The sequence below is a fragment of the Micrococcus sp. TA1 genome (assembly GCF_014199555.1).
Taxonomy (GTDB): Bacteria; Actinomycetota; Actinomycetes; order Actinomycetales; family Micrococcaceae; genus Citricoccus.
In genome coordinates this window covers 1-26,441 of sequence record NZ_JACHNW010000008.1, presented here as the reverse complement: position 1 = coordinate 26,441, position 26,441 = coordinate 1, and the positions used below count along the sequence as shown (strand labels likewise).

Genomic DNA, 26,441 nt, shown 5'->3' with positions numbered 1-26,441 from the left:
ATCACCGGAACGCGGGCCCGCTGCTGCCCCGGCTGCACGCCCTGACGCGCTCGGACGTGACCACGCGCAACCGGCGCAAGGCCGAGCGCCTGGCCCACGCCTACGACGACCTGGAGCGTCGGATCGAGGAGATCACCGAACAGGAGCAGCTGGACGCGGTGCGGCCGGACCTGGACGGCACGCAGGTCATGGAGATCCTGGGGATCCGTCCCGGGCCCGTGGTGGGCCGGGCCTACAAGCACCTGCTGGAGTGGCGGCTGGACGAGGGGCCGCACGGAGAGGACGTGGCCCGCGCGGAGCTGCTGCGCTGGTGGGCGGAGCAGCCCGAGGCGGCGGAGGCATCGGAGGCGTCAGAATAAGCCGCTGATCCGGCCGTCCGCGTCCACGTCCATGACGTCCGCGGCGGGCGCCTTGGGCAGTCCCGGCATGGTCATCATGGCCCCGGTGAGGGCCACGATGAACCCGGCGCCGGGCCGGACCACGAGCTCGCGGACCGTGATGCCGAAGCCGGTGGGGGCACCCAGGACCTTCGGATCGTCCGTGAACGAGTACTGGGTCTTGGCCATGCACACCGGCAGGTGGCCCCACCCCTCCTCGGTGAGCTGGGCCAGCTGGCGCTTGGCCTCGGCGGAGTACTCCACGTGGGAGCCGCGGTAGATCCGCTGCACCACGGCGTCGATGCGCTCCTCGACATCCATGGTCTCCGTCCACAGGGACCGGTACGAGCCGGTCCCCTCGGCGATGGCCTCGGTGACCTGGCGGGCGAGTTCCACGGCACCGGCCCCGCCCCGGGCCCACACCTCGGCGACGGCGACCCGGACGCCGGCCCGGCCGCACCAGTCGGTGAGCCAGGACAGTTCGGCGTCCGTGTCCTGCGGGAAGCGGTTGACGGCGACGATGACCGGCACCCCGTAGACGGACAGGTTCTGCACGTGGCGCTCGAGGTTGGCCACCCCCGCCTCGAGGGCGACCAGGTGACGCCGCTCCGCGGTCTCCGCCGTGCCGGCGGCCACCCCGGCGGTGGCGCCGGCGTTCACCTCGCCCAGGGACAGTCCGCCGTTCATCTTCAGCGCCCGGACGGTGGCCACCACCACGGAGGCCGCCGGGGGGAAGCCACCGGCCACGGCCGTGATGTCCATGAACTTCTGCCCGCCCAGGTCTGCGCCGAACCCGGCCTCCGTGACCACCAGGTCGGACAGGGACCGGGCCGTGTTGGTGGCGATGATCGAGTTCGCCCCGTGGGCGATGTTGGCGAACGGCCCGCCGTGGATGAGCACCGCGGAGCCGCCCAGGGTCTGGACCAGGTTCGGCTTCAACGCGTCCTTGAGCAGCACGGCCATGGCACCCTGGGCGCCGTTCGGGCCCAGCTGGCCGACGGTCACCGGCTGCTGGTCATGCGTCCGCCCGATGATCATCCGGGAGAGCCTGGACTTGAGGTCCTCCAGGTCCCGCGACAGGCAGAACACGGCCATGGTCTCCGTGGCGACGGTGATCTCGAAGCCGTTCTCCCGCGGCACGCCCTGGCTGCGGCCGCCGAGGCCGATGACGGTCTGCCGCAGGGCGCGGTCATTGGTGTCGAGGCAGCGCTTGAGGGCGATGGTCCGCGGGTCGATGCCCAGCGTGTTGCCCTGGTGCAGGTGGTTGTCGATGAGCGCGCAGAGCAGGTTGTGGGCCGCGGTGATGGCGTGGAAGTCACCGGTGAAGTGGAGGTTGATCTCCTCCATGGGCACCACCTGGGCGTGACCGCCACCGGTGGCGCCGCCCTTCATCCCGAACACCGGGCCCAGGGACGGTTCGCGCAGGGCGGCCATCGCCGTCCTGCCGCGCCACCACGCAGGGGCGTCCGCCTGGGCGGCCAGCTCGTTCAGCCCGTCCACCAGGCCCACGGTGACGGTGGACTTCCCCTCGCCGGCCGGCGTCGGGCTGATGCCGGTGACCAGCACGACCCGGCCCGGGGTCCGCTGGGACCGCGGCAGCCGCGCCGGGTCGATCTTGGCCATGTGATGCCCGTAGGGGATCAGGGCATCCTCGGGGATCGCCGACCGCCGGGCGAGCTCGGAGACCGGCAGGAACGTGGCGGCGGCGGCGATCTCGGCGTCGTTCATGCGGCAGATCCTGCCACAACGCGACGGGAGGTCGATAGGACGCGTCAGCCCCCGGGAGACCCGGGCCTGACGTGTCCTATCGACCTCCGGAGCACCGGTGGGGCGCTCGGCGCCCGGGCCGGGTCAGCGCTCGATGTCCCCGCGGATGAACGCCTCGACCAGCTCGTGCGCCTCCTCGTCATGGTGCTGCACGGGCGGGGACTTCATGAAGTAGGACGAGGCGGAGAGGATGGGGCCGCCGATGCCGCGGTCCAGGGCGATCTTGGCGGCACGCACGGCGTCGATGATCACGCCCGCGGAGTTCGGGGAGTCCCAGACCTCCAGCTTGTACTCCAGGGACACCGGGGCATCGCCGAAGTTGCGGCCCTCCAGGCGCACGAACGCCCACTTGCGGTCGTCCAGCCAGGACACGTAGTCGGACGGGCCGATGTGGACGTCGTCCGCGCTGAGCTGCGCGGAGGTGTTGGAGGTGACGGCCTGGGTCTTGGAGATCTTCTTGGACTCCAGGCGCTCGCGCTCGAGCATGTTCTTGAAGTCCATGTTGCCGCCCACGTTCAGCTGGTAGGTGCGGTCCAGGGTGACGCCGCGGTCCTCGAACAGCTTGGCCATGACGCGGTGGGTGATGGTCGCGCCGATCTGGGACTTGATGTCATCACCGACGATCGGCACGCCGGCCGCGGTGAACCGGTCCGCCCACTCGGGGGTGCCGGCGATGAAGACGGGCAGGGCGTTGACGAACGCGACCCGGGCGTCGATGCAGGCCTGGGCGTAGAACTTCGCGGCCTCCTCGGAACCCACGGGCAGGTAGCAGACCAGGACGTCCACGTCGGTGTCCTTGAGCACCTGCACCACGTCGACCGGCTCCGCACCGGACTCCTCGATGGTCTCCCGGTAGTACTTGCCCAGGCCGTCGAGGGTCGGTCCGCGCTGGACGGTCACGTCGGTGGCCGGGACGTCGGCGATCTTGATGGTGTTGTTCTCGGAGGCGACCAGCGCGGCAGAGAGCTCCACGCCGACCTTCTTGGCGTCGACGTCGAAGGCGGCGACGAACTCCAGGTCGGAGACGTGATAGTCACCGAACTGGACGTGCATGAGGCCCGGGACCTGCTCGTCGGCGGAGGCGTTGCGGTAGTACTCGACCCCCTGGATCAGGGAGGTGGCGCAGTTGCCCACGCCCGCAATGGCCACACGAATCGGCTTCTTCGACACCGGTACTCCTTGTTGTCCTGATGGTCCTGCGGCCGCACGGGCGCGGCGGACCGAGCCCCGGCGGTCCGGGACGTCGATGCAGTGAGGGTGCTTCCGGCCCGTGACGGGCGGGCACGACCCCATCCACTTTACGCCGGATGACGACGTTCATCCGCATCGGTGTCCAACCGCCGTCCGTGCCGCCGCATTCCCGGCCCTCTCCAGGGGAGGGCCGGTGCCGGGTCCCTCCTAGGATGGGCACCATGAGCCTGCGCACCCCGGCCCCCGGCCCGCGGACCCCCGGGGCCCCGTCCCGGACCGGTGCCGGAGGTCCCGACGGCGGTGCTCCGGTCCCCGCCTCCGTGCCCTCGCGCACGGACGGGCTGGTGCGCCGGTTGCGGGAGGGGCTCGGCGGCCCGGTGGGCCGGCACACCGTCCCCGGACGCACCGGCGGCTCCTTCTTCACGCCCCTGCGGGTGATGATCCTGCTCACCACGCTCTCGGCCGTCGTCGCGGTGCTGCTGAAGACCCCGTGCCGGCTGGGCGGCTGGGGACAGCCGGAGGTCTACTACGCCGGCTGTTACTCGGACTGGGCCGCGCTCTACGGCGGGCGCGGGTTCGCCGAGGACCCCTTCGCCCCCTTCGCGGCCGGGGCCGGCTTCGAGTACCCGGTGCTGATGTCCGTGGTGGCCTCGATCGCCGCGGTGGTCTCGAGGATGCTGCCGTTCAGCGACCTGAACCCCACGCTGGCCTACTGGGACGTGAACTTCCTCCTCACGGCCGTGCTGTGGATCGTGACCGTGGTGGTCACGGCCAGGTCCGCCGGCCGCCGGCCCTGGGATGCGGTCATGGTGGCCGTCGCGCCGGGCATCGTCCTGGCCGGGTCCGTGAATTGGGACCTGTGGGCGGTGGCGCTGCTGGCCGTGGGCATGTGGCTGTTCGGCGGACGCAGGCCCCTGCTGGCCGGTCTCTTCTTCGGGCTGGGGGCGGCGATGAAGCTCTATCCCCTGCTCATCCTGGGGGCGCTGCTGATCCTGGCCGTCCGTTCCCGGCGCTGGTCCCCGTTCCTGTGGGCGACGCTGGGAACGGTGATCGCCTGGCTGGCCGTCAACCTGCCGATGATGATCGGCAACCTCGCCGCCTGGAGCGTGTTCTTCACCTTCTCCGGGGAACGCGGCCCGGGCCTGTCCTCGGTCTGGCACGCCTGGAACGTGACGATGGGCCGGATCGGCGGACCGGAGATCCGTGCCGAGGACCTGTCCCTGCTGGCCTACGGGGCCTTCTTCCTGGCCTGCGCGGCCATCTTCGCGCTCGGTGTCAGCTGCCGCTACCGGCCGCGGCTGGCCCAGCTGACCTTCCTGATCGTTGCCGCGTTCGTGCTGTGCAACAAGGTGTATTCCCCGCAGTTCGTGGTGTGGCTGGTCCCGTTGGCGGCGCTCGCGGTCCCGCGCTGGCGCGACTTCCTGATCTGGCAATTCGTCGAGGTGCTGCACTTCTGGGCGATCTGGATGTACCTGGCCAAGGGGGCCTCCGATTCCGAGGTGCAGCACTCCATGGACGACACGTTCTACGTCCTGGCGATCCTCGGGCACATGGCTGCCACCCTGTACCTCATGGGCCGCGTGGTCGAGCAGATGCTCGCGCCCTGGGACGACCCGGTGCGGGCCTCGCTGCCCGGCGGGCGGATCTGGACCCGGCCCGCCGCGGGCGCCGGTTCAGGACGGGGCCTGGAGGCGGCCGCGGCCCGCATGGACCACCTGGGCTTCGACGCCACCGAGGCGGAGCGGCTGCCCGTGGACGACCCCCTCGGCGGTCACTACGACGACGCCCCGGACCGTGCCCCGTGGCTGGTGAGGCGGCACCGGGAGGCGGCCCGGACGACCTGGTGACCTGCGGGAGCCGGCGCGGCGTGCCGACCGGGGAGGCGTGCAGGGCGGTGAGGTGCGGGGACCGCCGCGGCGGGGAGGGCCGCACCGTACGGTAGGACCATGACCGCACCGGACTCCGTGACCCCCGCCGGCTCCCTGGCCGGCCACCCCCACCTGCAGGACCTCGCCGGTTTCGTGCAGGCCAGCCCCTCGAGCTACCACGCCGCCGCCGAGGTGGCACGCCGCCTCCAGGCGGTCGGCTACACCCGCGTGGATGAACGCGCGGACTTCCCCGCGCAGCCCGGTGGGTATGTCCTGGTCCGGGACGGGGCCGTCATCGCCTGGCGGATTCCCGAGGGCGCCGGGCTCCCGGGGGCCCGGGTGTCCGGGGCCGGCTCGGCCGGTGCCGTGCCGGTGTTCCGCATCCTGGGTGCCCACACGGACTCCCCGACGTTCAAGCTCAAGCCCCGCCCGACGACCGGCCGGGAGGGCTGGCTGCAGGCCGGCGTGGAGGTCTACGGCGGGCCGCTGCTGAACTCCTGGCTGGACCGGGAGCTGTGCCTCGCGGGCCGGCTGGTGACCGAGGACGGCACCGAGCACCTCGCGGCCACCGGGCCCGTGGCGCGCTTCCCGCAACTGGCCATCCACCTGGACCGGGACGTGAACAACGGGCTCACGCTGGATCGCCAGCAGCACATGAACCCGATCTGGGGCGCTGCCGGCGGCAGGACCGCCCCGGCCGACATCCTGGCCGTGCTCGCACGCACCGCCGGGGTGGAGCCGGGGGCGGTCCGGGGTTTCGACGTGGTCATGGCGGACACCCAGGCACCGGGACTGTTCGGGGCGTCCGAGGAGTTCTTCGCCTCCGGGCGGCTGGACAACCTGTCCTCCGTGCACGCCGGACTGGTGGCGCTGGAGGCACATCCCTCCCCGGCGCCGGCGGCCGATGCGCCGGTGATCCCCGTGCTCGCGGCGTTCGACCACGAGGAGCTGGGCTCGGCATCGCGCTCGGGAGCGGCCGGCCCCGTGCTGGAGGACGTGCTGCGCCGTGTGCTGGATGCGCTGGACGTCGCGGGACAGGGCCCGGCGCGGTCATTCGCGGGATCCTGGCTGTTGTCCGCCGACGCCGGTCACCTGGTCCACCCGAACTACGCCGAGCGGCACGACCCGGTGAACCATCCGCGGCCCAACGCCGGTCCCCTGCTGAAGATCAACGCCAACCAGCGGTACTCCACCGATGCGGCCGGTGCCGCCGCCTTCGCCGGCTGGTGCGCCCACGCGGGAGTGCCGTTCCAGGAGTTCGTGTCCAACAACGCGGTGCCGTGCGGGTCCACGATCGGTCCCATCTCGGCCACCCGGCTCGGCATCCGCACCGTGGACGTGGGCATCGGGCTGCTGTCCATGCACTCCGCCCGGGAGATGTGCGGGGCCCAGGACCCCGGGTACCTGGCCGCGGCCGTGGGCTCGTTCTTCACCGGGGCCTGAGGCGGCCCGTCCCGCCGGGGCGGGCGTGGCCGCCTGCGGGGTCAGCCGACGGCGGCCAGGCTGCGGACGGTCAGCAGGTTCCGGGCGGTGGCCCGGGTGTCCAGGGTCCGCTCGATGCGGTCGAGGGTGAGCGCGGAGGTCCGGGACGAGTTCGCGTACCGGACCCACACGAACCTGCCGGTGACCGCGCACCGGTCGTCACCGGCGTCGAACGCCTCGAGCGCGTCGGCCTGCTCGGGATCGGCGGGCTCGGCCAGCAGGACCAGGTGGGTCAGCTTGCCCTCCCCGCCGGCGAAGGCCAGCTGCGCGTGCAGGGCCAGGGCGGTGTCCAGGTCGGCCCGGCTCGCGGGGATCACCGCGACGGCCAGTCCGAGTTCTGCCTCCAGGGCGGACTCCACCCCGTACGCGATGTCCCACGCGTCCGCATCGGCCTCGTGCCCCGGCCGCCGGTCCACGTGGAACAGGACGTTGCCCGAGTTCAGGTGGGTGGTGACCTCGAGGGCGCCCGCCGCGGTGGCGATCTGGCGCAGGTGGTCCATGGGCACCCTCGCGTGTCCGCCGACGTTGATGCCCCGCAACAACAGGACGTGGGTGTGGTCGGAACGCGGGGCGGAGGCCATGGTCCCATCCTGCACAGCGGACCGGCACGGTGCCAGTGTCCACAGTCACGGTCCGGGCCGTGGCGGCCGGGTGATGCCCCCCGGCAGAGTGGGGCCTGGTTCGGGACCATTGCCACCAGCGGGTATGATGGTCGAGGTTTTCTGCGTGCCGTCCCATGACGGATCCCGCGCGGAACCACCGCACAGAACCTCCTGTTACGGAAAGACCGTGACCACTAGCCCGAAGGAGGTGGGTTCGCATGCGTGCATATGAACTGATGGTGCTGATTGATCCCGAAGTGGACGAGCGCACCGTTGAACCGACCCTGCAGAAGTACCTCGAGGTCGTCACCAAGGACGGCGGCACCGTGGACAAGTTCGATCTCTGGGGCCGGCGCCGCCTGGCCTACGAGATCCAGAAGAAGACCGAGGCCATCTACGCCGTCGTCAACTTCACGTCCACCCCGGACACCTCCAAGGAGCTCGATCGCCTGCTGGGCCTGAACGAGATCGTCCTGCGCACCAAGATCATCCGCCCGGAAGAGCAGAAGATCACCGCAGAGGCGGAGTGATCCCGCGCGGCGCCGGTGACGGTGCCGCACCCACCCGCTGAGTCCAGCGACCAGAACGTCCGAAGAGTCCACAGGAGGCACCATGGCCGGAGAGACCATCATCACCGTCGTCGGGAACCTGACGGCAGACCCGGAACTGCGGTTCACGCCGTCCGGTTCCGCGGTGGCGAACTTCACCATCGCCTCCACCCCCCGGACCTTCGACCGCCAGTCGAACGAGTGGAAGGACGGGGAGACCCTGTTCCTCCGCGCCTCGATCTGGCGGGAGGCGGCCGAGAACGTGGCCGAGTCCCTGACCAAGGGCACCCGCGTGGTGGCCCAGGGCCGGCTGAAGGCCCGCAGCTACGAGACCCGCGAGGGTGAGAAGCGCACCTCCTACGAGCTGGACGTGGACGAGATCGGTCCCTCGCTGCGGTACGCCACGGCCAAGGTCACCAAGTCCGGCCGCGGGGGCGGCGGGGGCTTCGGCGGCGGCGGCCAGGGTGGCGGCTTCGGCGGCGGCCAGGGCGGCGGGTTCAACCAGGGCGGGAACGCCGGGGGCCAGGGCGGCGGCAACGCCGGCTGGGGTTCCGGTGGCGGTTCCAACGATCCGTGGGGTGGGTCCTCCACCTCCGCGGGTTCCTGGGACACCCCGGGCAACGACGAGCCCCCGTTCTGATCCGAGCAGTACTGAATCACCTCCGGTGAGCGGACCTGAGCCGATCACCGATCCCCCCGGCGGGGAGGTGCCCTGAGGGGCGCGGACCCCGCCGGACGCCGTCGGGAACCGTTTCCCGTACGGCGGCAGCAGGCGGCCACCCGCCGCCTGCGATCCCATCCCGCAGAACCGTTCTGCGGGCTCCCGACGATTGAAGGAGCACCACGATGGCGAAGGCTGAGATCCGTAAGCCCAAACCAAAGTCCAACCCGCTGAAGGCCGCTGACATCACCGTCATCGACTACAAGGACGTCGCCCTGCTGCGCAAGTTCATCTCCGACCGCGGCAAGATCCGTGCCCGTCGCGTGACCGGCGTGACCGTGCAGGAGCAGCGCAAGATCGCCCAGGCCATCAAGAACGCCCGTGAGGTTGCCCTGCTTCCTTACTCCGGCGCTGGCCGCGGCTGATCGCGCGAGTCGAGGAAGGAACAGATACAGATGGCAAAGCTCATTCTGACCCAGGAAGTGACTGGCCTGGGCTCCGCCGGTGACGTCGTCGACGTCAAGAACGGCTACGCCCGCAACTACCTGCTGCCGCGCGGTTTCGCGACCCTGTGGACCAAGGGCGGGGAGAAGCAGGTCGAGTCCATCAAGACGGCTCGCCAGACCCGCGCCGTGAAGTCCCTCGAGGAGGCACAGGCCCTCGCCGCGAAGCTGCAGGGCACGCCGGTCAAGCTCGAGGTGACCGCCGGTGAGGGTGGCCGCCTGTTCGGCGCCGTCAAGGCCGCGGACGTGGCCGAGGCTGTCGAGGCCTCCGGCCTGGGCAGCATCGACCGTCGCACCGTGACCCTGCCGACCGCCATCAAGGCGCTCGGCCGGTACCAGGCGCATGTCCGCCTGCACGAGGACGTCCTGGCCGTGATCGACCTGGACGTCGTCGCCGCCAAGACCAAGAAGAAGTGACCTCCTAGTCACCTTCTGCATCCGCAGAGGCCGGCCGGTTCCCCTCGGGGAGCCGGCCGGCCTCTGCGCGTCCACCGCAGATCGTTCGCCTCCGACCGTTCACCGCCGGGCGGTGGCCAGGAAGACGGGGAAGGACGTGCCGTCCTTGTCGATCGTGGTGAAGTCCTCGACCGAGACGTCCTCGAATCCGTCCCGCACGAGCCACTGGGCCAGCTGGTGACGGTCGAAGCCCGGGTGGCCGTCGAAGTCGTGCAGGTGGGCGTGGAAGGACCCGTCCTCCGTGTCCAGGTCGGCGATCGCCACGTGCCCGCCCGGTTCCAGCAGGCTGCGGAACCCGGACAGCACGCGGGGGATGTCGTGCACGTGATGGAGCACCAGGCTGGCCACGATCAGGTCGAACCGTTCGTCCGGGGTGCCGCCTGACTCCAGGTCCAGGTCCCAGACCCGGGTGCCGGCCGGAAGCAGGCCCTGGGCGACCTTGTCCGCGGCCACCCGGCGCATGCCCTCGGAGCTGTCCGCGAGGGTCACGGAGCCGATGTGGGGCACGAGCGCCTGGGAGACCAGTCCGGTTCCCGCCCCGTACTCCAGGAGACGTTCCCGGCCGGTGAGGGCCAACCGGGTGGCGACGGCATCCGCCAGCCTGCGTGCCTCGTCCGCCTTGCCCGGTTCGAGGTCCCAGGTGGCCGCCGCGGTGTCGAAGTGCTCATTCGCCATGGCGGACCTCCCGGTCCAGGGCCGCGGCGTCGGCCCTGTGGACGGAATGGTGAGCGTGGGGAGCGGGCTCCTCCACCGGGACGCCGGCGGGCATCGTCGAGTTCTCGTGGGACGTCATCCGGCCATCCTTCCAGCCCGGCGCCGCCGAGGGAATGTGAAGCGGGGGATCGGTGCCCGGGATCACCCGCCCGGTGAGAGGGTGACGAACGTGACACCCCGGTGAACCACGGGCGTCCAGGAGGTGCGCCGGGAGCGCGTGGTCGGCTACAACGGCAATTACAAAACATGTGGATAGCCTGTGGATAACTGTGAAGAACTGGCGGGCGAAGTTGCGTTCCCAGGGACCGGGATGCTAGTTCCCCAGCAGTAATCCCCAGCGAAATTCCTTTCTATCCACAGGCCTGGAAAAGAAAACGCCCTTGTCAAACAAGGGTTGTGGACGAGGGTGGGGGCGCATCCCCAGAGTTTTCCCCACTCTGTGCACACCACAACCCGGTGAATCCACACGTTATCCACAGAAGCTGTGGACATTGTGCTTGAGCGGGGTTCCGCAGGCGAGTAGTCTCACGTGGTACCCCCACAGGACGAGCCGGGTATTGGCTAGGATTCATGGCGCACATCCGGCTGGCATCGCCTGGGGAGTCCGTCGCATCGGGGTCCCGATGCGACGGGCTCCTAGGGACACCGCACCGCGGGGAGTTACCGGGCCGTCCGGTCATAGGGAAGGGAATCAACTACTTGGCATTCGAGCATTTCGATTCCACCGACGGCACCGGCTCCTCGCGGGCCAACCTCCTTCCCCCGCAGGACCTCGTCGCCGAACAGTCGGTGCTCGGGGGCATGATGCTCTCCAAGGACGCGATCGCGGACGTCGTGGAGTTGCTGCGCGGCAACGACTTCTACAAGCCGGCGCACGAGATGATCTACGAGGCGATCATCGACCTGTACGGACGCGGTGAGCCCGCCGACGCCGTCACGGTCGCGGACCTGCTCAACAAGCGCCAGGAGCTGGCCCGCGTCGGCGGCCCGGCCGTGCTGCACGAACTCGTCCAGTCCGTGCCCACCGCGGCGAACGCGGGCTTCTACGCCGAGATCGTGCGCGAGAAGGGCGTCCTGCGCCGCCTCGTCCAGGCGGGCACCAAGATCGTCCAGATGGGCTACCAGCAGGACGGTGAGGTCGAGGAGATCGTCAACGAGGCCCAGGCCGAGGTCTACAAGGTCGCCGAGACCCGGCAGTCCGAGGACTACGTCCCCCTGTCCGGGATCCTCGAGCACACCGTGGACGAGATCGAGGCCGCCGGGTCCCAGGGCGAGGGGATGACCGGTGTGCCCACCGGCTTCTATGAGTTCGACGAGCTGACCCAGGGCCTGCACGGCGGGCAGATGATCGTCATCGCCGCGCGCCCCGCCGTCGGCAAGTCCACGATCGCGCTGGACTTCGCCCGCTCGGCGGCCATCAAGCACAACATGACCACCGTGTTCTTCTCCCTCGAGATGGGCAAGAACGAGATCGCCATGCGCCTGCTGTCCGCGGAGGCCACGATCGCCCTGCAGGACCTGCGCAAGGGGACCATCCGGGACGAGCAGTGGTCCAAGATCGCCGCCACCGTCGGGCGGCTGAACGACTCGCCGTTCTTCATCGACGACTCGCCGAACATGTCCATGATGGAGATCCGTGCCAAGTGCCGGCGGCTGAAGCAGAAGCACGACCTCAAGCTCGTGGTGCTGGACTACCTGCAGCTGATGAGTTCCGGCAAGAAGGTCGAGTCCCGCCAGCAGGAGGTCGCCGAGTTCTCCCGTGCCCTCAAGCTGCTGGCCAAGGAGCTACAGGTCCCGGTCATCGCCCTGTCCCAGCTGAACCGTGGCTCCGAGCAGCGCACGGACAAGAAGCCCCAGGTCTCCGACCTGCGTGAGTCCGGTTCCATCGAGCAGGACGCCGACATGGTCATCCTGCTGCACCGCGAGGACATCTACGACAAGGAGTCCCCGCGCGCCGGCGAGGCCGACCTGATCGTCGCCAAGCACCGTAACGGTCCGACGAAGACCATCGTGGTCGGCTTCCAGGGCCACTACTCGCGGTTCTCGAACATGGCACCCGACGCCGGGGGCTTCTGATGGTCCGCCTCCCCGGTCCCTCGCGGAGGGCGCCGGCACCCACGTGCTGACCGGGCTCTGGGAGCGCGTGACCAGCACCCAGCCGGACCTGGACTGGCCGCTGGCCCTGGCCATGGCCGGCCTCGCCCTCCTGCTCGCCTGGAGTCCGGCGGGCTACCGGGCGGTCCGCCACCTGGCCACGCTCACGCACGAGGCCGGGCACGCCGCGGTGGCGGTGCTCTCGGGGCGCCGGCTCAGCGGCATCCGCCTGCACTCGGACACCTCCGGGGTGACCCTGTCCCGGGGCCGTCCCCGTGGTCCCGGGATGGTGCTGATGCTGGCCGCCGGGTACCCGGCCCCGGCCGTCGTCGGGCTCGCGGGTGCGTGGCTCGCGGGCGCCGGCTACGCCGCCGCCTGGCTCTGGTCCTTCGTCCTGCTCTGCGCGCTGATGCTGCTGCTGGTGCGCAACCTCTACGGGCTGTGGGTCGTGCTCGTCACGGGGGTGGCCGTCGCCGCGCTGTCCTGGGCGGCCTCGCCCCTCGTCCTCTCCGCGGTCGCACAGGTGGTGGCGTGGTCGCTGTTGCTCTGCGCGCCCCGGGCCGTCGTGGAACTCCAGCGCCAGCGACGCCGGGCCCGGCGCCGGGGCCTGGGCCGGGCGGCCGGCGCCGGGCGCGGTCCGGACAGCGACGTCGACCAGCTGGCCCGGCTGACCGGGGTCCCGGCGGCGCTGTGGACCGGACTCTTCTGGCTCCTCTGCGCGTGCTGCCTCCTGGCCGGAGGGTGGCTGCTCTGGCCGTGGGGTCCGCCGGGGCCCTCGGCCTGAGGGACATCACCGGCCGGTCGGGCGGACCACCCCGGGGGATCAGTCCTCGGAGACGGTCATCCGGGCGATGCGGCCCTCGTCGAAGAAGGCCCGGACGCGGGCGCTGATCCTGCGGTCCGAGACCGAGTGCACGGTCCAGCGGGCACCGTCCTCGCAGACCCGGGCGCGGCTCGTCTCGACCCGCAGGCCGAACTCGTCCAGGAACCCCCGGATCCGTTCGGGGTCCGCCGTCGCCTCCAGGGGTGCCAGCGGGTGGGTGCTCGAGACCACCGCGCCGGGCCGGAACCGGCCCATGAGCGAGCCCGGTTCGCGGTCCTCGTCGCCCCACGCGCGCTCCAGGGCCATGGCGTCCACCTGGTCCTGTGCCTGGTGCCGACCCAGTTCCATCAGCTCGTCGATGAACGCGGGATCCCGGTTGAGCTTGCTGGCATGGCCCCAGGCGCGAGTGGCGTCCGTGCGCCGCATCTCCAGGATGCGCACCGTGATGTGCCGGACCCGATGAGAACGGATGGTGCCGTCGGCCAGCCATTTGTCGACCTGTTCGATGAAGCCGAGTTCCTGGTACAGGGAGAGGTTGCCGGACAGCTCGTTGCGGCGGGTCGCGATCTCCCCCACGGTCGTGGGCTCGTCCTCGACCTGCGAGGGGTTGACCTGGATCACCCAGATCTCGTCCGGTTCGGAGTCCAGCAGCTTGTGGACCGGGGGGTTCTGGGAGAACAGGCCGTCCCAGTACACGCTCCGGCCGAGGCGGACGGAGCGGAAGATCGTGGGGATGGCGGCCGAGGCCAGGATGGCGTCCGTCGAGATCTCGCCGTCGCGGCTGTCGAAGGTCCGGAACACGCCCTTGAGGACGTCGACGGCACCGACCAGGAGCATCGGGTCACTGATCGAGGCGGCGGCCAGTTCCTGATCGGCCCCCAGGTCCACGGTCTGGTCGATCAGCCGCCGCAGGAGGTCGGAGCTCCACACGGCGCCCGCGTGGAGATACGGGCTGACGACCGGGACGGCCACCGTCTCGGACAACCGCTGGCCCCACAGGACCATCGCGTTGACGACCTGGTCCGGCCAGCTCGACGCGCTGTTCGCCGTCCAGAACCGCCGGAGCAGGTGCTCGGCATCCCCGGGCCGGCGGTGCAGCAGCGACGACCAGGCGATCGCCGCGCAGATGGCACCTCCCGAGGTACCGCTGAGGCCGACGACCTGGTGCTCGGCCAGGACATCGGGCTGCAGGAACCGGGACAGGGCCCCGGCGGTGAAGGCGGTGTGGCTGCCACCGCCCTGGCAGGCGATCGCGACGCGGCGTCTCTGGGAGGTCACATCCCCGATCGTAGGGGTGATCGTGTCCGGTCCCCTCGCGGTGTCGCGCCAGGACACGCCGGTCGGGCTACCGTGGCTGGAGGCCGTGCCGTCCGGGCACCGGCCCGCATCCCTGCCGTCCAGAGAAGGAAGTTCCCATGAATGCCGTTCAGTTCCTCGGCCGCGCCGCTCTCGCCGCACCGTTCGTCTGGCTCGGTTACGAGGCCGCCAAGGAACCGGGTGGCCGGGTGGCGCTCGTCGAGCAGGCCGGGATCCCCGAACCGGAGCTCGCCGTGCGCGCGAACGGCGTGGCCATGGCCGCCGGGGGCACGGCGCTGGCGCTCGGCGTGCTGCCCCGGGCCGCGGCCGGCGGCCTGAGCCTGTCGATGCTCGCCACCACGATGGTCGGGCACCCGTTCTGGAAGGAGACCGAGACGGCCCGGCGAGTGCCGCAGCGGATCCAGTTCCTCAAGAACGTCGGGCTCGCCGGCGCACTGGTCGCCTACGCCGCGAGGGGCTGAGCCGCCGGCAGGCGGCCGGGGCTCCCGCTCCGGGAAGGCCAGGGGTCCTGTGGACAACGTCGACGCGTGCCCCTTCGGCCCCCTAGGGTGGCTGACATGGGGGTCGACGGCGCAGGAGCGGGGTGGTCGCAGCGGGACCGGATGCTGCTGCGGACGGCACAGGTCATCCATGCCCACGTCCACGGCGAGTTCGACCAGATCCTCCCGGTGCCCGTGGACTTCGCGGTCGGTGGGACGTACCCGGAGAACCGCATCGTGGCCGTCGCCCCGTTCTCGGTGTATGCGCTGGAGGCGCGCGGGGACGGGTCCTACGCCCATGACGGTGGCTTCTTCCTCGCCACCGGCCGCGGGGGCCTGGCGATCACCGCCGGGGCAGCGCTCGGCCGGGCCGTGGGGAACGCCCGACGGCGGGCTGCCGCCGCCCGGGCGGTGCAGCCGTCCTGGCACCATCTCGAGGGCGGGATGCTCTGTGTCAACCAGTTCGGGTTCTACCTGAGGACCCCGACCAGCCTGCTCTGGTGGGACTGGGGCAGCATCCTGGAGTGCCACATGGTCGAACCGGGACGACTGGGGATGCTGGGGATGACGCCGGCCGGCCAGTGCACCTACCTGATCGAGTCCGACCTCGCCGAACTGGTGTTCGCCACCTGGGCGATGAAGCGGCAGCCGCAGCACGTGCAGTTCCTGCACCGGGTGTGGCTGCTGCCGGACTGGATCGAGCGGTACCGGGCCGTCTACGGCCCGGGGGCCTTCGACTTCACCGTGCCGTTCCGGCACCAGCTGGGATAACCTCGCCGGACCGCACCGACCCGTACCAGGAGGAACCATGACTGAGTCCGCCGTACATCCCCGCAGGATCATCATCACGGGGGCCGATTCCGGCATCGGGAAGGCCACGGCGGTGGCACTGGCCGCCCCGGGACGTCACATCGGCATCACGTGGCACGAGGACCGCGAGGGCGCGGAGGCCACCGCGACCGAGGTGAGTGCCGCCGGCGGCACCGCCCACGTGCGCCGGCTCGACCTGGCCGACCCGACGCAGGGCACCAGGGTCGTCGACGGGCTGGCCGAGGAGATGGGTGGCGTCGACACCCTCGTGATGTGCTCGGGGACGGGCACCGCCACCCGGCTGCTGGACATGGACTACCCGGACTGGCGGCACGTGATCTCGGTGGACCTGGACGGCGCGTTCTGCTGCCTGCAGGCGGCCGCACGCCACATGGTGTCCGCCGGTGCGGGCGGACGGATCGTGGCCATCACCTCCGTCCACGAGCACGCCCCGCGGGTGGGGGCCGGACCGTACTGCGCGGCCAAGGGTGGCCTGGGGCTGCTGGTCAAGGTCGCCGCCCTCGAACTGGCCGAGCACGGCATCACCGTCAACGCGGTGGCGCCCGGGGAGATCGCCACCCCGATGACCGGGCAGGAGGACGAGTCCGTCCTCGAGGGCAAGCACCGTCCCGGGATCCCCGTCGCCCGGCCGGGGGACGCCCGGGAGGTCGCCGCCGTCGTGGCCTTCCTGTGCGGCCCGGACGCCGGGTACGTCAACGGTGCGTCCTGGGCCGTCGACGGCGGCATGCTCACCATGGGGCCGATGGCCGGATCACACCTCGAGGGCGACGGCTGGCGGCGTCCCTGAACCTGTGGTGCCGCGGCTGAGCCGCACCCCAGCGGCCGGCGTGCCCGTCAGGGGCTGACCTGCCCTCGGCGCCCACGCCGGCCCTCAGGTCCCGGGATGGGCCGCCTGCGGGCGCTGGCCGAGGAAGACCACGGCTCCGGCCAGCAGGATCACCACGGACAGGGCCAGCCCGGCCTGCACGCCGTCGGCCGAGTCCGAGGCCACCCCGGACAGCACCGGGCCGATCGACTGGCCGATCGCGAAACCGGTCGTCAGGGTGCCGATCCCGTCGGTGACCTGAGACGGGTCCAGGACCCGCTGGGCGGCGTGCGTGACCGCGCCGACGAGCGCCAGGAACGTCCCCCCGAACAACACGGCCGATCCCAGCGAGAACACCGGGTGGTCCGCCAGCAGGGGCAGTCCCGCTCCGAGGGCGACGACGACCATGAGCAGCGCCGGGGCTCGGCCTCCGGAGAGCGCGCCGACCACGGGGGACCACGCGAACCCGCCGATCATCGCGGCCAGGCCCAGCACGATCCAGAACACGGCCACCTCCGCGTCCCCGGCGCCCTGGCCGCGCAGCAGGGCCACGATGAAGGTCATGTAGGCGATGTACCCGGCGCCGAACAGGGTGTACCCGGCCAGCAGGGGAAGCAGGGTGCGGACCGGGGCGCGCGCCCCGGTCCGGCGCGGGGGTGGCGACGGGGCCCGGCGCGCGGCCGGCACGGCGATCATCCAGGCCGCCACGCCCGCGATGCCCAGCGCGGCCCAGCCCACGCGCCAGCCAGCTTCCGGGGGAAACCAGGACAGGGCGGCCGGCAGCAGCAAACCGGTCACGACCACGCCCATGCCGCCACCGGACACGTAGATCCCCATCAACAGGGCCGAACGCCGCGCGGTCCGTGGCCCGTCGAGCTGGGAGGCCAGGGCCGCCGTCAGCGCCGCCCCGAGGATGAAGGTCACCGCCCCGGAGATCCCGGCGGCCAGCCGCAGCACGAGCAGGACCGGCAGCAGGGAGCTCAGCGCGGACGCCCCCAGGGCCGCGGCGGTGACCAGCATGCTGGCCAGGAAGGCGCGGCGCGTCCCGAGCACCCGGCCCACCCGGGCGGCCAGGACCGCCCCGAGCAGGTACCCGGCGGCGTTGGTCGTGTTGAGCAGGGCCGCCGTCGCGTACGACCAGTCCAGGTCGGCCCGCATGGGCGGAAGCAGCACCGCGTAGGCGAACCGGGCGAACGCGAACGCCGACGCCGGCCCGGCCGCGAGCCCGAGCGCGGTCCAGACCGCGCGGGAGGATCGGGGCTCTCTCATGGCCCGACGCTAGCAGCGGGGGAGTCCGGACCCTGTCGATCGCCCGTCCGTGACCCGCACGCGGTGCCGTCCGCGCTCACCCGGCCGGCGGCTCCGCCGGATCGTCAGGGATTCCGGGGGATCCCCCCGCTGAATAGACTCGGCCCATGGTCGCCGACCAGCATCCTTCGCCGGCTGAGGAGATCAGCGAGCACGAGAAGGCCCACCTGCTGCGTGAGTCGATGGCCGTGGGCCTGTACATCGCCATCAGCCTGCTGGCCTCGCTGGGCACCCTCGTCGACCTCGGGGAGGGTGCGGACAGTCCCCTGCCCGCGCTCTGGGGGATCCTCGTCGGGCTGCTGCTCGTGCACTGGTTCGCGTTCAGTCTGGCCCAGTTCGCCACGGACGTGGGGAACAGCCGCCGCCAGGACCTGCGGATCACGGCCGCCGGCCTGGGTGGCGGACTGAAGGTGGGGGTGCTGGTCACCGTCGTCGACCTGGTGTTCTCGGAGCGCGAGACGGGCGCCGTCACCATCGCCCTGCTCGGGTACATCGTCGTCGCCGCGGCGATCGTGGCCCGGACCTACGACGCGGGCCGACTGCGCACGGTCGTCATCGTGGTCAGCATCACGGCACTGGGCCTGGCGATCGTCGGCGCGAAGAACCTGCTGGCCGGATACTGAGCGGCGGTCCCTCGGGCCGGTGACCCCGCCGGCGCTCAGTCCTCGGCCGGCCGGCGGATGTCGGCGGCGACGGACCGCCACCACTCCGGATCGGCGATGGGAAACCGCCGTCCGGTGACCTCCGCCGGGGTGATCCGGACGAGGGCCGTCTTGTCACCCGGGTGCCAGGGCCTCAACGGCAGGTCCCCGGTCTCCATCAGCTCCACGGACCGGGTGATCTGCTCGGCCCTGCCCCGGACCATCACGCTCCAGACGATGGAGGTGGTGGCCTCCAGCGCGTCCGCCTCGAAGGCCACCGGCGTCCCGGACAGCACGGCGTCCAGTTTCGTCCCCGGCCCACTGCGGAACAGGATCGTCCGGCCGTCCACCGTGAACGTCACGGGGAAGACCTCCGGATGGTCCTGGACCCACACCCCCAGCCGTCCCACGGGCGCCTGGCGCAGGCGCTCCCAGCAGGCGTCCTCGGACAGGTGCTCCTCGGTGGCGGGCTGCTCGGTCATCGGTCCTCCTCGGCGCGACCGGTCCACGACGGGACGGCCGGTTGACTCGGACCATTCTGGGCCGCGCCCCGTGACCGAGCACAAGTGCTGGTCACCGCGGGATGCTTGACTGCTCCCATGCGCATGTTCGGTTTCCAGCGGTACGGCGGCCCGGAGGTCATGGAACACCTCGAGCAGGAGGACCCCACACCCGGTCCCGGCCAGGTCCTGGTGCGGATGACGGCGGCGGGGGTGAACCCGGCGGACATCAAGGTCCGCAACGGCCTGCGTACCGGCCGGATCCCGGTGCGCTTCCCCATGGCGCTCGGCCGCGAGGCCGCCGGGGTGGTGCTCGGAACCGGTCCGGACGTCACCGGGTTCGCTCCCGGAGAGCGGGTCTTCGGTGCGACGGCGGCCGGCACCGGGGCGCTGGCCAGTCACGTCCTGCTGGACGCGTCGGGGACGGCCCGCATCCCCGACGGCGTGACCGAGGAGCAGGCCTGCTGCATCCCCGTGGCCGCGGGGACCGCATACGACGCCCTGGACGAGCTCAGCCTCCCGGCCGGGGCCACCGTGCTGATGCTGGGGGCCGGCGGCGGGGTGGGCACGTGCGTCTGCGGCCTCGCCCGGGACCGGGACCTGCGCGTGCTCGGGGTGGCCTCGGAGTCCAAGCGGGACGTGGTGACCGGGCTCGGGGCGGTGCACGTGGCCAAGGGACCCGGCTGGACCGGCCGGGTCCGCGACCTCGCCCCCGAGGGGGTGGACGCCGTGATCGACGCGGTCGGCGGGCAGGCCCTGGCCGAGGCCGCGCCCCTGCTGCACCGGCCCGACGCCCTGCGCAGCATCGCCGATGTCCCCGGCGCCGAGGCGCTGGGCGGGTCCGGGGTGACCCGGCGGCGCACGACCGCCGTGTTCACGGAGGTCGCCGCGCTGGTGGCGGCCGGGTGGTTCGCCCCCGTGGTGACCGGCCGATTCCGGCTGGTGGAGGCGGAGCGGGCCGTCGCCGCCGTCGAGACCGGGCACGCGGCCGGGAAGATCGTGGTGCTCGCCTGAACCGCCGTCGGGACCAGGACCCGACGGGGCACCCTCCGTCTGTCCGGATCGAGAGGACTGCGCAGCCGTGGGACCCGCACGGACGCGTCCTCTCACCCCGGACGCAGCGCGTCAGAGTGCCCGGACGTAGAACAGCATCCGGTAGTCCTCACCAGGCTCGCGGTTCGAGAACCCGTGCCGTTCGTAGAAGCGGCGGGCGGCCACGTCGATCTCGTCCACGCCGATGTGGATCTCGCCGCAGCCCAGCTCCCGGGCACGGCGCAGGATATCCCGGATCAGGGCGGTGCCGATGCCCCGGGCGCGCAACGCCGGGACCACGTAGAGCTCCTCGAGCTGCATCAGCGGCCCGTCGAAGTACGGGGACGGACGAAGGGTGAGGTAGGCGAAGCCGGTCGGTTCCGCCGGATCTCCGGCCAGCAGCACGAGGACGTCGTCGCGCGTCAGCAGTCGCGCGAAGCGCGCCGCGAACTCCCCGGCGCGGGGGGTCGGGGAGTCGAACTCGGTGTTGAAGTCGTACAGGAGCCGGCCCACGACGTCGGCCCGGCCGGCACCTGCCCGGCCCACCGCCGTCGGGCCCTGCCGGGATCCAGCGCTGGCCGCAGCACTGGACCGGCCCGACGGGGTCATTCGTCCGAGGCGTGGGGCGCGCCCGAGACCGAGGTGCGCCATTCCTCCGGCGAGGTCACCGCGAACCTGCGCCCCGTGACCTGGGTGGGCCTGATCCGCACGAACTTGCCCTTGGCCCCCGTCTGCCACGGGGTCAACGGCAGCTCGGTGGTGTCCATGAGCTCGTCCGTTGCAGTGATCTGCTCCGCAGTGCCCTTCAGGACGACGCTCCACGCGTGGGCGGCCGGCGCCCCGGCGCCCTCCTCCGGGGCGTCCACGCCGTCGACCTCCACGGCCACCCGCGAGGTGGACAGTGCGGCATGGACCTTGGTGCCCTCGGCGGTGCGGAAGACGAGGGATCCGTGGTCCACCACGTAGTTGATGGGGAAGATCTCCGGGTGGTCCTCCACGATGACGGCCAGGCGCGCCACCTCCCCGGTGCGCAACCGCGCCCAGCAGGCGTCCTCGCTCAGGTCCTCGGTGCGGCTCTGGTCATTGGTCATCCGGTCCTCCTCGTCGCGGGTCCACGGCAGCCGGTGGGGCCGTCCCTCGTGGTTCCACTCTCGTCCGCCGAGGCCGGACGGACAAGGGGTGAACACAGGGTGGGCGGCCGACCGCCCACCGGGCGGCGGCCAGCACCCCCTGACATCCGCGGCCGGTTCTCGTTACGGTGGCGACCAGGGGTCCCGCAGGCCACGACCCCAGCATCGACCATCAGGAGGAATCATGCCGCGTCCCATCGTCAACACCGCCAGCACGCAGTGGAAGGGTGACCTGTTCACCGGCTCCGGCACCACCACGCTCGAGACCTCGAACGTCGGCACCTTCGACGTCGCCTGGAAGTCCCGCGGCGAGGAGTCCGGCGGCACCACGACCCCGGAGGAGCTCATCGCCTCCGCCCACGCCACCTGCTTCAGCATGCAGTTCGCCAACATGCTCAAGGACAACGGCACCGCCCCGACCCAGCTGGACACCACCGCCGAGGTCACCTTCGTGGCCGGGGAGGGCATCACGGGCATCGCGCTGGCGGTCAACGGCCAGGTCGAGGGGATCTCGGCAGCGGACTTCGAGCGGATCGCCGGCGAGGCCAAGGACCAGTGCCCCGTGTCCCAGGCGCTCGCGGCCGTCAAGAACATCACCCTGAAGGCCTCGCTGGCCTGACCGGTCCGGTCCGGGGAACTCACGATGCGCGCCTGGTGGGTGGCCGCGCAGGGGCCGGTGACCGGGGAACCGCTGCGCCTCGGTGAGCGCCCGGACCCCGAGCCGGGCCCGGGCGAGGTGCTCGTCCGGGTCCTGGCGTGCGGGGTGTGCCGCACCGACCTGCACGTGGTCGAGGGGGACCTGCCCCTGCACCGGCCCGAGGTGGTGCCCGGTCACGAGATCGTCGGTGAGGTCACCGCACTGGGTCCCGGGTGTGAGCGGTTCGCCGTCGGCGCCCGGGTGGGAATCGCCTGGCTGCGGCACACCTGTGGCCACTGCCGGTTCTGCCGCCGCGGTGCCGAGAACCTGTGCCTCACCCCGCGCTTCACCGGGTGGGACGACGACGGCGGGTACGCCGAGCTGGCCGTGGTCCCCGAGGCCTATGCCTACGACCTCCCGGACGCCTTCGCGGACGAGGCGGCCGCCCCGCTGCTGTGCGCGGGGATCATCGGCTACCGCTCGCTGCGACGGGCGGACCTGCCACCGGGCGGGCGGCTGGGGATCTACGGCTTCGGGGCCTCGGCGCACCTGGCCGCCCAGGTGGCGCTGCACCAGGGGGCCGAGGTGTACGTCATGACCCGTGGGGAGAAGGGCCGGCAGCTGGCGCGTGAGATCGGCGTCGACTTCGTGGGTGAGTCCGGGGAGACACCGCCGGTGCCCCTGGACGCCTCGATCATCTTCGCCCCGGCCGGTGACCTGGTGCCGTCGGCACTGCGTGCCCTGGACCGCGGGGGGACACTCGCCCTGGCCGGCATCCACCTCAGCGACATCCCGGCGCTCCACTATGCCTCGGACCTGTTCCAGGAGCGGCAGGTCCGCAGCGTCACCGCCAACACCCGTCAGGACGGTGAGGAGTTCCTGCGCCTGGCCGCCCGCATCCCGCTGCGGCCCACCACCGTGACCTACCCACTGGAGCAGGCCGACCGGGCACTGGCCGACCTGGCCGGGGACCGTGTCACGGGGGCGGCGGTGCTACGGGTGGCCGCACCGTAGCCGGAGGCCCACAGGGAGGAGACACCTGCGGTGGTCACCGGGCCGGCCCCGGGTTCGTTAGGGTGCGAACGTGGACACGCAACGAACGCGCGGTACGGCCGGGACGACCGCCCCGGCGCCCCGGACGGACCGGGACGTCCGGCCCTACCTGGAATCGCTCGGGATCCCCGGCATCACCGACCTGCACGTGCACTTCATGCCGGCCAACGTGCAGGAGAAGGTCTGGGCGTTCTTCGACACCGAGGCGGAGCGCGGTGGGCCGCCGTGGCACATCGAGTACCGCCAGTCCGAGGAGGAACGGGTCGCCACGCTGCGGGAGATCGGCGTGAGCGCCTACACCACGCTGAACTACGCCCACCGGCCCGGCATGGCGGCCTGGCTCAACGACTACTCCGCCGACTTCGCCGCCAGCCACCCGGACGCCATCCACTCCGCGACGTTCTACCCCGAGCCGGGTGTGCAGGACGAGGTGGTGCGGAGCCTGGAGCGAGGGGCGCGCATCTTCAAGGTGCACGTGCAGGTGGGCGGCTTCACCCCCCTCGACCCCCTCCTGGGCCCCGCATGGGCCACCGCGGAGGAGGCCGGGGCCCCCGTGGTCATACACTGCGGCAGTGGTCCCCACCAAGGTCAGTACACCGGGCCGGAGCCCATCCGCGAACTGGTCGGCAGGCATCCGGGACTGGTCCTGGTGATCGCCCACGCCGGCCTGCCCGAGTACCGCGAGTTCGCCGAACTTGCGGCGCGGCACCCGAACGTCTACCTGGACACGACGATGGTCGGGACCTCGTACATGCAGCGGACGCACCCGGCGCCGCGGGACTACCCGCAGACGTTGGGCGGCCTGCGGGACAAGGTCGTCCTCGGAACGGACTTCCCGTCCATCCCCTACTCCTACAGCCACCAGATCGAGGCGCTGGCAGCGTGGGGCATGGACGACGACTGGATGCGCGGCGCGCTGTGGCACACGCCGCGCAGGCTCGTCGGGCTCACGGCTCGCTGACCACCGCCTGCAGGCCGGTGGGACCGGGGCGGGGCGGAGCGGCCGGGGGGCCGACGGTTACTTGTACAGGTGGATCCTCTGGTGCTCGATCGCGGACAGGTCGTCCGAGGTCGCGTTGAGGAGCCGGTCTGCCAGGTCCCGCAGTGCGCGCGCCGTGGCCAGTTCCTCGCCGATCTCCGGGACGTCGCGGTCCACGGGGTTGCGCCGGGCCCGGCCGAACCCCTCCAGGGTGGTCCCCGAGGTGGTGGTGAGCTGGGCGTGGGCCGTGGTGACGCGCTCGTCCGGTGTGGGGTCCTCCGTGGTGACCAGGTTGACGGAGATTCTCCAGGTGTGTGTCATCGTGTTCCCTCCAGGTGGTCGTTCAGCGTCTGGTCGGGGATGAGACGAGGGTAGGACCGTGCGCGTCCACGTGTCCATGGCCGGAAGACGGGTCCTCTCAGCAGAACAGCTCGGCCAGCAGTTCGTCCGAGCGGCGCCGGCCCTCGAGGTCGCTCATGCCCCCGGTCACCATCAGCTCATCCGCTCCGGTGAACCGCATCAGGTCCTCGACGCCGGCCCGCACCTCCCGGGGCGTCCCGTGGATGGACCGCTCGAGGTTCTCCGACACCCGCTGCCGGTCGCGTCCGGTGACGCCCTCGCCGTGCAGCCGGGCCACGACGTCGTCCACGTCCGCCAGGGCCCGGAACTCACCCTGGGAGCGGGACCGGGCCAGCGCCCAGGACTCGGGCAGCAACAACCGGCGGGCCGCCTCGCGGGTGTCCGCGGCCGCCACGTTGGCCGAGACGATCACGTATGGCTCGGCGTACCAGGGCGAGGGACGGAACTGCTCCCGGTAGAGGTCCAGGCCCGGGTGCGTGGCGTGCCCGTCGCGCGGGAAGAGGGCGGGCCCGCCCACGACGACGGCCAGCCCGGCTCGTGCGGCGGTGGTGAGTCCCTGGCCGTTCGCCAGGACGAAGAGCGGCGTGGCGGCGTGGTCACGCGGCCGCGCGGCGAAGGGTGACTCGCCCCGCAGGAAACCGGTCAGTTCCGCCAGGTCCCCGGGGAAGTCGCGGGCGGCGTCCTCACCGGTGCGCAGCGCCTGCCGCACGGCCGGGGTGAAGCCGAGGGAGCGGCCGAGCCCCAGGTCGATCCTCCCCGGGAACAGGGCCTCGAGGGTGGCGGCCTGCTCGGCGACCACGAGGGGCTGGTGGTTGGGGAGCATCACCCCGCCCGAACCGATGCGGATGGACTGCGTGCGGGCTGCCAGGACGGCCATCAGCACGGTGGGCGTGGAACCGGCGATGCCCGGGACGCCATGGTGCTCGGCCACCCAGAAGCGCCGTAAGCCCAGCCGTTCGGAGCGCTGGGCCCGGTCCACCACCGCGTCCAGGGCCTCGGCCTCCGTGCAGCCCGCGAGGGAGTTGGCGCGGTCGAGGATGGAGACGGGCACGCGGGAGGGGCCAGGGGCGGTCATACCAGCCTCAACACGATCCGGACCGGGGATATTGCCGGGGTTCAGGAGTAGCCGTCCAGGGGCAGCGGTGCCGGGGACCGGGTTGCTACGGTTCGGCCATGGCCGTCATCTACGAGACCGCGTGCACGCTCAACGGCTTCCTGGCCACCGAGGACGACTCCCTCGACTGGCTGTTCGCCATCCCGGGGGAGCAGCCCGACCTCACGCCCTTCATGGAGTCGGCCACCGCGATCGTCATGGGTTCCACCACCTACGAGTGGGTGCTCGAGCACGAGGACCTGATGGCCCACCCGGAGCAGTGGCCGGAGTACCTCGGGCGCCAGCCGCTGTTCGTCTTCTCCAGCCGTGAGCTGCCGGTTCCCGAGGGCGCGGACGTGCGGGTGCTGGACGGCGACGTCGGCCGGCACCTCCCCGAGATCCGGGCGGCCGCCGGTGCCGGCGACATCTGGATGATGGGCGGCGGGAGGCTCGCCGCCCAATTCCTCGAGGCGGACGCCCTGGACCGGGTCTGCCTGACCCTCGCGCCGGTGACCCTGGCCTCCGGCAAGCCGTTGTTCGCCGGCGACGCGCGGTGGGACCGGTTGCGGTTGCGCTCGGCCGAGAAGATCGGCGAGTGGGCCCGGTTGGTCTACGACGTCACCCCGTCGTCGTCCCGGGGCTCCTGAGCCCGCGACCTCCCCGTCGCGGCCACCGCCGCGCCGAGCGTGCGGACCGTCAACTGTCCGGTCCGCACGTTGACGGTCAGGGCCCGGAACGTGGCCGCCGGGTGATCGCGGAACCGGGAACCCACCGGTCAGCGCGGCATGTCCCCGACCCGGACGACGCGAGAATCACGAAGTGGTAACGTCAAGGGCCGTGCGTGGACCTGGGCGCGCGCCCGCTGTGGCCTCCTGCATGGCACTTTCAGGAAACATCCAGGTGATGGACAGGGACACGCAAGGTTGCGACTCGATAATATTCGTGTACGGTATGTAACGATCCGATTACACGCGAAGCATTGAGAGCATCCCATGACCTACTCCTCCCGCCGTGCCCGCCTCCTCGCCGAGAAGCAGGCCCGCCGCACTCACCGTCGTCGTTCCCTGACCGTCGGCGTCGCCGGTCTGGCCACCGTCGCCGGAGCCACCATCGGCGGTGTGGCCCCGGCCGCGGCCAACGACGGCGGCGCCGCGACCGTCGACTACTCGGCCCAGCAGGGCTACAACTGG

At 71.7% G+C, this 26,441-nt stretch carries 30 protein-coding genes and 1 pseudogene; 19 read left to right on the top strand and 12 right to left on the bottom strand.

Features of this window, described 5'->3' with window-relative positions:
• A pseudogene (locus tag GGQ69_RS15845) lies at positions 1–359 on the top strand (CCA tRNA nucleotidyltransferase); the annotation flags it as partial.
• On the opposite strand, the gene GGQ69_RS15840 reads toward GGQ69_RS15845, so the two are convergent.
• Together GGQ69_RS15840 and GGQ69_RS15835 are read right to left on the bottom strand one after the other, a co-directional pair.
• Entirely contained in the window at positions 351–2,105 is a 1,755-nt protein-coding gene (locus GGQ69_RS15840) for a formate--tetrahydrofolate ligase (RefSeq protein ID WP_183530301.1), read from the bottom strand. The pseudogene GGQ69_RS15845 and the gene GGQ69_RS15840 overlap by 9 nt on opposite strands.
• 123 nt (positions 2,106–2,228) lie before the next feature.
• The gene (locus tag GGQ69_RS15835; protein ID WP_010144875.1) at positions 2,229–3,314 is read right to left on the bottom strand and encodes an inositol-3-phosphate synthase; all 1,086 of its coding nucleotides are present in this window, start codon (positions 3,312–3,314) and stop codon (positions 2,229–2,231) included.
• A gap of 242 nt (positions 3,315–3,556) precedes the next feature.
• On the opposite strand from GGQ69_RS15835, the gene GGQ69_RS15830 reads away from it, so the two are divergent.
• On the top strand, positions 3,557–5,182 hold the full coding sequence (locus GGQ69_RS15830) for a glycosyltransferase family 87 protein (RefSeq protein ID WP_255459802.1): 1,626 nt from the start codon (positions 3,557–3,559) through the stop codon (positions 5,180–5,182).
• A gap of 99 nt (positions 5,183–5,281) precedes the next feature.
• Complete coding sequence (locus GGQ69_RS15825) at positions 5,282–6,646, top strand: M18 family aminopeptidase (RefSeq protein ID WP_183530300.1); 1,365 nt, start codon at positions 5,282–5,284, stop codon at positions 6,644–6,646.
• A 41-nt stretch (positions 6,647–6,687) separates the two neighbouring features.
• Here GGQ69_RS15825 and GGQ69_RS15820 read toward each other — a convergent pair whose 3' ends face one another.
• Positions 6,688–7,266 (bottom strand): DUF1697 domain-containing protein, encoded by a 579-nt coding sequence (locus GGQ69_RS15820; RefSeq protein WP_183530297.1) that lies wholly within the window; start codon positions 7,264–7,266, stop codon positions 6,688–6,690.
• Positions 7,267–7,505: 239 nt separating this feature from the next.
• Between GGQ69_RS15820 and rpsF the strand changes: the two genes are divergently transcribed.
• The 4 genes from rpsF (at position 7,506) to rplI (ending at position 9,416) form a co-directional block, all read left to right on the top strand.
• Positions 7,506–7,817, top strand: a complete 312-nt coding sequence (gene rpsF, locus GGQ69_RS15815; protein ID WP_010144871.1) for a 30S ribosomal protein S6 — start codon at positions 7,506–7,508, stop codon at positions 7,815–7,817.
• A gap of 82 nt (positions 7,818–7,899) precedes the next feature.
• The gene (locus GGQ69_RS15810) at positions 7,900–8,475 is read left to right on the top strand and encodes a single-stranded DNA-binding protein (protein ID WP_183530295.1); all 576 of its coding nucleotides are present in this window, start codon (positions 7,900–7,902) and stop codon (positions 8,473–8,475) included.
• A gap of 206 nt (positions 8,476–8,681) precedes the next feature.
• Positions 8,682–8,921 carry a 30S ribosomal protein S18 gene (gene rpsR / locus GGQ69_RS15805; RefSeq protein WP_010144869.1) on the top strand — a complete coding sequence of 80 codons (240 nt, stop codon included), beginning with the start codon at positions 8,682–8,684 and terminating at the stop codon, positions 8,919–8,921.
• A gap of 30 nt (positions 8,922–8,951) precedes the next feature.
• The gene (gene rplI, locus GGQ69_RS15800; RefSeq protein WP_183530293.1) at positions 8,952–9,416 is read left to right on the top strand and encodes a 50S ribosomal protein L9; all 465 of its coding nucleotides are present in this window, start codon (positions 8,952–8,954) and stop codon (positions 9,414–9,416) included.
• A 99-nt stretch (positions 9,417–9,515) separates the two neighbouring features.
• Here the strand turns inward: rplI and GGQ69_RS15795 are convergent, their stop codons facing one another.
• A complete protein-coding gene (locus GGQ69_RS15795; RefSeq protein ID WP_183530291.1) occupies positions 9,516–10,130 on the bottom strand; it encodes a class I SAM-dependent methyltransferase in 615 nt (204 codons plus the stop codon).
• On the bottom strand, positions 10,120–10,248 hold the full coding sequence (locus GGQ69_RS16655; protein WP_255459801.1) for a hypothetical protein: 129 nt from the start codon (positions 10,246–10,248) through the stop codon (positions 10,120–10,122). Before GGQ69_RS16655 ends, GGQ69_RS15795 begins: the two co-directional genes overlap by 11 nt.
• A 620-nt stretch (positions 10,249–10,868) precedes the next feature.
• Here GGQ69_RS16655 and dnaB point away from each other — a divergent pair.
• Positions 10,869–12,245 carry a replicative DNA helicase gene (dnaB, locus tag GGQ69_RS15790; protein WP_010144865.1) on the top strand — a complete coding sequence of 459 codons (1,377 nt, stop codon included), beginning with the start codon at positions 10,869–10,871 and terminating at the stop codon, positions 12,243–12,245.
• A 43-nt stretch (positions 12,246–12,288) separates the two neighbouring features.
• Positions 12,289–13,047: a M50 family metallopeptidase gene (locus GGQ69_RS15785; RefSeq protein WP_183530289.1), complete on the top strand. Its 759-nt coding sequence runs from the start codon at positions 12,289–12,291 to the stop codon at positions 13,045–13,047.
• 39 nt (positions 13,048–13,086) lie between these two features.
• Here the strand turns inward: GGQ69_RS15785 and GGQ69_RS15780 are convergent, their stop codons facing one another.
• Complete coding sequence (locus GGQ69_RS15780; protein ID WP_221243888.1) at positions 13,087–14,364, bottom strand: patatin-like phospholipase family protein; 1,278 nt, start codon at positions 14,362–14,364, stop codon at positions 13,087–13,089.
• A gap of 137 nt (positions 14,365–14,501) precedes the next feature.
• On the opposite strand from GGQ69_RS15780, the gene GGQ69_RS15775 reads away from it, so the two are divergent.
• The 3 genes from GGQ69_RS15775 (at position 14,502) to GGQ69_RS15765 (ending at position 16,500) form a co-directional block, all read left to right on the top strand.
• Positions 14,502–14,864 carry a DoxX family protein gene (locus GGQ69_RS15775; protein ID WP_183530288.1) on the top strand — a complete coding sequence of 121 codons (363 nt, stop codon included), beginning with the start codon at positions 14,502–14,504 and terminating at the stop codon, positions 14,862–14,864.
• Positions 14,865–14,960: 96 nt separating this feature from the next.
• Positions 14,961–15,653 (top strand): hypothetical protein, encoded by a 693-nt coding sequence (locus tag GGQ69_RS15770; RefSeq protein WP_183530286.1) that lies wholly within the window; start codon positions 14,961–14,963, stop codon positions 15,651–15,653.
• A gap of 37 nt (positions 15,654–15,690) precedes the next feature.
• Complete coding sequence (locus GGQ69_RS15765) at positions 15,691–16,500, top strand: SDR family oxidoreductase (RefSeq protein WP_183530284.1); 810 nt, start codon at positions 15,691–15,693, stop codon at positions 16,498–16,500.
• 84 nt (positions 16,501–16,584) lie between these two features.
• Here GGQ69_RS15765 and GGQ69_RS15760 read toward each other — a convergent pair whose 3' ends face one another.
• On the bottom strand, positions 16,585–17,787 hold the full coding sequence (locus tag GGQ69_RS15760) for a YbfB/YjiJ family MFS transporter (protein ID WP_183530282.1): 1,203 nt from the start codon (positions 17,785–17,787) through the stop codon (positions 16,585–16,587).
• A 146-nt stretch (positions 17,788–17,933) separates the two neighbouring features.
• Between GGQ69_RS15760 and GGQ69_RS15755 the strand changes: the two genes are divergently transcribed.
• Complete coding sequence (locus GGQ69_RS15755; protein WP_183530280.1) at positions 17,934–18,449, top strand: hypothetical protein; 516 nt, start codon at positions 17,934–17,936, stop codon at positions 18,447–18,449.
• A gap of 35 nt (positions 18,450–18,484) precedes the next feature.
• Here GGQ69_RS15755 and GGQ69_RS15750 read toward each other — a convergent pair whose 3' ends face one another.
• On the bottom strand, positions 18,485–18,949 hold the full coding sequence (locus GGQ69_RS15750; protein ID WP_183530278.1) for a pyridoxamine 5'-phosphate oxidase family protein: 465 nt from the start codon (positions 18,947–18,949) through the stop codon (positions 18,485–18,487).
• Positions 18,950–19,066: 117 nt separating this feature from the next.
• Here GGQ69_RS15750 and GGQ69_RS15745 point away from each other — a divergent pair, with 117 nt between their 5' ends.
• Positions 19,067–19,981, top strand: coding sequence for an NADP-dependent oxidoreductase (locus tag GGQ69_RS15745; protein WP_183530276.1), 915 nt, complete (start codon positions 19,067–19,069; stop codon positions 19,979–19,981).
• A 111-nt stretch (positions 19,982–20,092) separates the two neighbouring features.
• Here GGQ69_RS15745 and GGQ69_RS15740 read toward each other — a convergent pair whose 3' ends face one another.
• Together GGQ69_RS15740 and GGQ69_RS15735 are read right to left on the bottom strand one after the other, a co-directional pair.
• Positions 20,093–20,545 (bottom strand): GNAT family N-acetyltransferase, encoded by a 453-nt coding sequence (locus GGQ69_RS15740; RefSeq protein ID WP_298043404.1) that lies wholly within the window; start codon positions 20,543–20,545, stop codon positions 20,093–20,095.
• A 59-nt stretch (positions 20,546–20,604) separates the two neighbouring features.
• Positions 20,605–21,090, bottom strand: a complete 486-nt coding sequence (locus GGQ69_RS15735) for a pyridoxamine 5'-phosphate oxidase family protein (protein ID WP_183530272.1) — start codon at positions 21,088–21,090, stop codon at positions 20,605–20,607.
• Positions 21,091–21,313: 223 nt separating this feature from the next.
• Between GGQ69_RS15735 and GGQ69_RS15730 the strand changes: the two genes are divergently transcribed.
• From GGQ69_RS15730 to GGQ69_RS15720, 3 genes are all read left to right on the top strand, one after another.
• The gene (locus GGQ69_RS15730) at positions 21,314–21,748 is read left to right on the top strand and encodes an OsmC family peroxiredoxin (protein WP_183530270.1); all 435 of its coding nucleotides are present in this window, start codon (positions 21,314–21,316) and stop codon (positions 21,746–21,748) included.
• Positions 21,749–21,772: 24 nt separating this feature from the next.
• The gene (locus GGQ69_RS15725; RefSeq protein WP_183530268.1) at positions 21,773–22,780 is read left to right on the top strand and encodes a zinc-dependent alcohol dehydrogenase family protein; all 1,008 of its coding nucleotides are present in this window, start codon (positions 21,773–21,775) and stop codon (positions 22,778–22,780) included.
• A 70-nt stretch (positions 22,781–22,850) separates the two neighbouring features.
• The gene (locus tag GGQ69_RS15720) at positions 22,851–23,780 is read left to right on the top strand and encodes an amidohydrolase family protein (RefSeq protein WP_183530266.1); all 930 of its coding nucleotides are present in this window, start codon (positions 22,851–22,853) and stop codon (positions 23,778–23,780) included.
• Between the two features lie 57 nt (positions 23,781–23,837).
• On the opposite strand, the gene GGQ69_RS15715 is transcribed toward GGQ69_RS15720, so the two are convergent.
• Both GGQ69_RS15715 and GGQ69_RS15710 read right to left on the bottom strand, forming a co-directional pair.
• Positions 23,838–24,119: a DUF1876 domain-containing protein gene (locus GGQ69_RS15715; RefSeq protein ID WP_010144849.1), complete on the bottom strand. Its 282-nt coding sequence runs from the start codon at positions 24,117–24,119 to the stop codon at positions 23,838–23,840.
• Between the two features lie 97 nt (positions 24,120–24,216).
• Positions 24,217–25,233: an MsnO8 family LLM class oxidoreductase gene (locus GGQ69_RS15710; RefSeq protein WP_183530264.1), complete on the bottom strand. Its 1,017-nt coding sequence runs from the start codon at positions 25,231–25,233 to the stop codon at positions 24,217–24,219.
• A gap of 98 nt (positions 25,234–25,331) precedes the next feature.
• On the opposite strand from GGQ69_RS15710, the gene GGQ69_RS15705 reads away from it, so the two are divergent.
• Both GGQ69_RS15705 and GGQ69_RS15700 read left to right on the top strand, forming a co-directional pair.
• Positions 25,332–25,898: a dihydrofolate reductase family protein gene (locus tag GGQ69_RS15705; RefSeq protein ID WP_183530262.1), complete on the top strand. Its 567-nt coding sequence runs from the start codon at positions 25,332–25,334 to the stop codon at positions 25,896–25,898.
• A 345-nt stretch (positions 25,899–26,243) separates the two neighbouring features.
• On the top strand, positions 26,244–26,441 hold a 198-nt coding region (locus tag GGQ69_RS15700; protein WP_221243887.1), incomplete at its 3' end, for a hypothetical protein.

Excerpts from the sequence above, each read along its gene's own strand:
- GGQ69_RS15840 (WP_183530301.1), bottom strand. The coding sequence starts at position 2,105 with ATGAACGACGCCGAGATCGCCGCCGCCGCCACGTTCCTGCCGGTCTCC.
- GGQ69_RS15830 (WP_255459802.1), top strand. The coding sequence starts at position 3,557 with ATGAGCCTGCGCACCCCGGCCCCCGGCCCGCGGACCCCCGGGGCCCCG.
- GGQ69_RS15825 (WP_183530300.1), top strand. The coding sequence starts at position 5,282 with ATGACCGCACCGGACTCCGTGACCCCCGCCGGCTCCCTGGCCGGCCAC.
- GGQ69_RS15820 (WP_183530297.1), bottom strand. The coding sequence starts at position 7,266 with ATGGCCTCCGCCCCGCGTTCCGACCACACCCACGTCCTGTTGTTGCGG.
- rpsF (WP_010144871.1), top strand. The coding sequence starts at position 7,506 with ATGCGTGCATATGAACTGATGGTGCTGATTGATCCCGAAGTGGACGAG.
- GGQ69_RS15810 (WP_183530295.1), top strand. The coding sequence starts at position 7,900 with ATGGCCGGAGAGACCATCATCACCGTCGTCGGGAACCTGACGGCAGAC.
- rpsR (WP_010144869.1), top strand. The coding sequence starts at position 8,682 with ATGGCGAAGGCTGAGATCCGTAAGCCCAAACCAAAGTCCAACCCGCTG.
- rplI (WP_183530293.1), top strand. The coding sequence starts at position 8,952 with ATGGCAAAGCTCATTCTGACCCAGGAAGTGACTGGCCTGGGCTCCGCC.
- GGQ69_RS15795 (WP_183530291.1), bottom strand. The coding sequence starts at position 10,130 with ATGGCGAATGAGCACTTCGACACCGCGGCGGCCACCTGGGACCTCGAA.
- GGQ69_RS16655 (WP_255459801.1), bottom strand. The coding sequence starts at position 10,248 with ATGACGTCCCACGAGAACTCGACGATGCCCGCCGGCGTCCCGGTGGAG.
- GGQ69_RS15775 (WP_183530288.1), top strand. The coding sequence starts at position 14,502 with ATGAATGCCGTTCAGTTCCTCGGCCGCGCCGCTCTCGCCGCACCGTTC.
- GGQ69_RS15770 (WP_183530286.1), top strand. The coding sequence starts at position 14,961 with ATGGGGGTCGACGGCGCAGGAGCGGGGTGGTCGCAGCGGGACCGGATG.
- GGQ69_RS15765 (WP_183530284.1), top strand. The coding sequence starts at position 15,691 with ATGACTGAGTCCGCCGTACATCCCCGCAGGATCATCATCACGGGGGCC.
- GGQ69_RS15760 (WP_183530282.1), bottom strand. The coding sequence starts at position 17,787 with ATGAGAGAGCCCCGATCCTCCCGCGCGGTCTGGACCGCGCTCGGGCTC.
- GGQ69_RS15755 (WP_183530280.1), top strand. The coding sequence starts at position 17,934 with ATGGTCGCCGACCAGCATCCTTCGCCGGCTGAGGAGATCAGCGAGCAC.
- GGQ69_RS15750 (WP_183530278.1), bottom strand. The coding sequence starts at position 18,949 with ATGACCGAGCAGCCCGCCACCGAGGAGCACCTGTCCGAGGACGCCTGC.
- GGQ69_RS15745 (WP_183530276.1), top strand. The coding sequence starts at position 19,067 with ATGCGCATGTTCGGTTTCCAGCGGTACGGCGGCCCGGAGGTCATGGAA.
- GGQ69_RS15735 (WP_183530272.1), bottom strand. The coding sequence starts at position 21,090 with ATGACCAATGACCAGAGCCGCACCGAGGACCTGAGCGAGGACGCCTGC.
- GGQ69_RS15730 (WP_183530270.1), top strand. The coding sequence starts at position 21,314 with ATGCCGCGTCCCATCGTCAACACCGCCAGCACGCAGTGGAAGGGTGAC.
- GGQ69_RS15725 (WP_183530268.1), top strand. The coding sequence starts at position 21,773 with ATGCGCGCCTGGTGGGTGGCCGCGCAGGGGCCGGTGACCGGGGAACCG.
- GGQ69_RS15715 (WP_010144849.1), bottom strand. The coding sequence starts at position 24,119 with ATGACACACACCTGGAGAATCTCCGTCAACCTGGTCACCACGGAGGAC.
- GGQ69_RS15710 (WP_183530264.1), bottom strand. The coding sequence starts at position 25,233 with ATGACCGCCCCTGGCCCCTCCCGCGTGCCCGTCTCCATCCTCGACCGC.
- GGQ69_RS15705 (WP_183530262.1), top strand. The coding sequence starts at position 25,332 with ATGGCCGTCATCTACGAGACCGCGTGCACGCTCAACGGCTTCCTGGCC.